The organism is Vibrio sp. 1562 (assembly GCF_033340155.1).
GTDB classification, from domain to species: Bacteria; Pseudomonadota; Gammaproteobacteria; order Enterobacterales; family Vibrionaceae; genus Vibrio; species Vibrio alginolyticus.
Window position 1 is genome coordinate 1 of record NZ_JAWOVY010000815.1, and the last position, 509, is coordinate 509.

Annotated in this window: 2 pseudogenes; both read left to right on the top strand. The window is 49.5% G+C overall.

Annotated elements, in window-relative coordinates:
• A pseudogene (locus R7Z49_RS27825) lies at positions 1–285 on the top strand (class I SAM-dependent methyltransferase); the annotation flags it as partial.
• A gap of 55 nt (positions 286–340) precedes the next feature.
• Positions 341–509 (top strand): annotated as a pseudogene (locus tag R7Z49_RS27830) (MATE family efflux transporter); the annotation flags it as partial.

The following is a 509-nucleotide window of genomic DNA, read 5'->3' on the forward strand; positions in this document are numbered from 1 at the left end:
CAAAACTTAGGTCGCCATTTTGTCTCGGCTGAGGCTTGTATGGTACTCGCTGGAGACTTAACAGAAAGTAAGTGGGGGCAAAAGCTTGGCTCGGATTGCTATGCCCATGGATTTGAGGCACCGGCGGAACAAGTTCTGAGATGGTTGCCGTGGGCACAATGGGTGAAAGCGTTCTCGCCATTCGACCGATTCTGTTCACGATGGAAAGCTTGGCAACGCTGGCTCAATAAAATTCCAATGCTAAAGCACCGTCTCACGCCAGTGCTTGTTCACATCAAGTGGTAATTGGCTAGTCATTAAGCACTCAGGTACACTCGTCGATCTAAACAACGAGGTGCCTGTGACAAACTCTATCTTCTTTCCTTTATCGAATCCTCAAGTGCATCGCCAAGTGTTAGCGCTCGCTATCCCTATGGTGCTGTCGAATATTACTGTTCCACTATTGGGATTGGTTGACGCTGCGGTGATCGGTCACCTTGAACACGCTTGGTATCTGGGCGGCGTTGCAT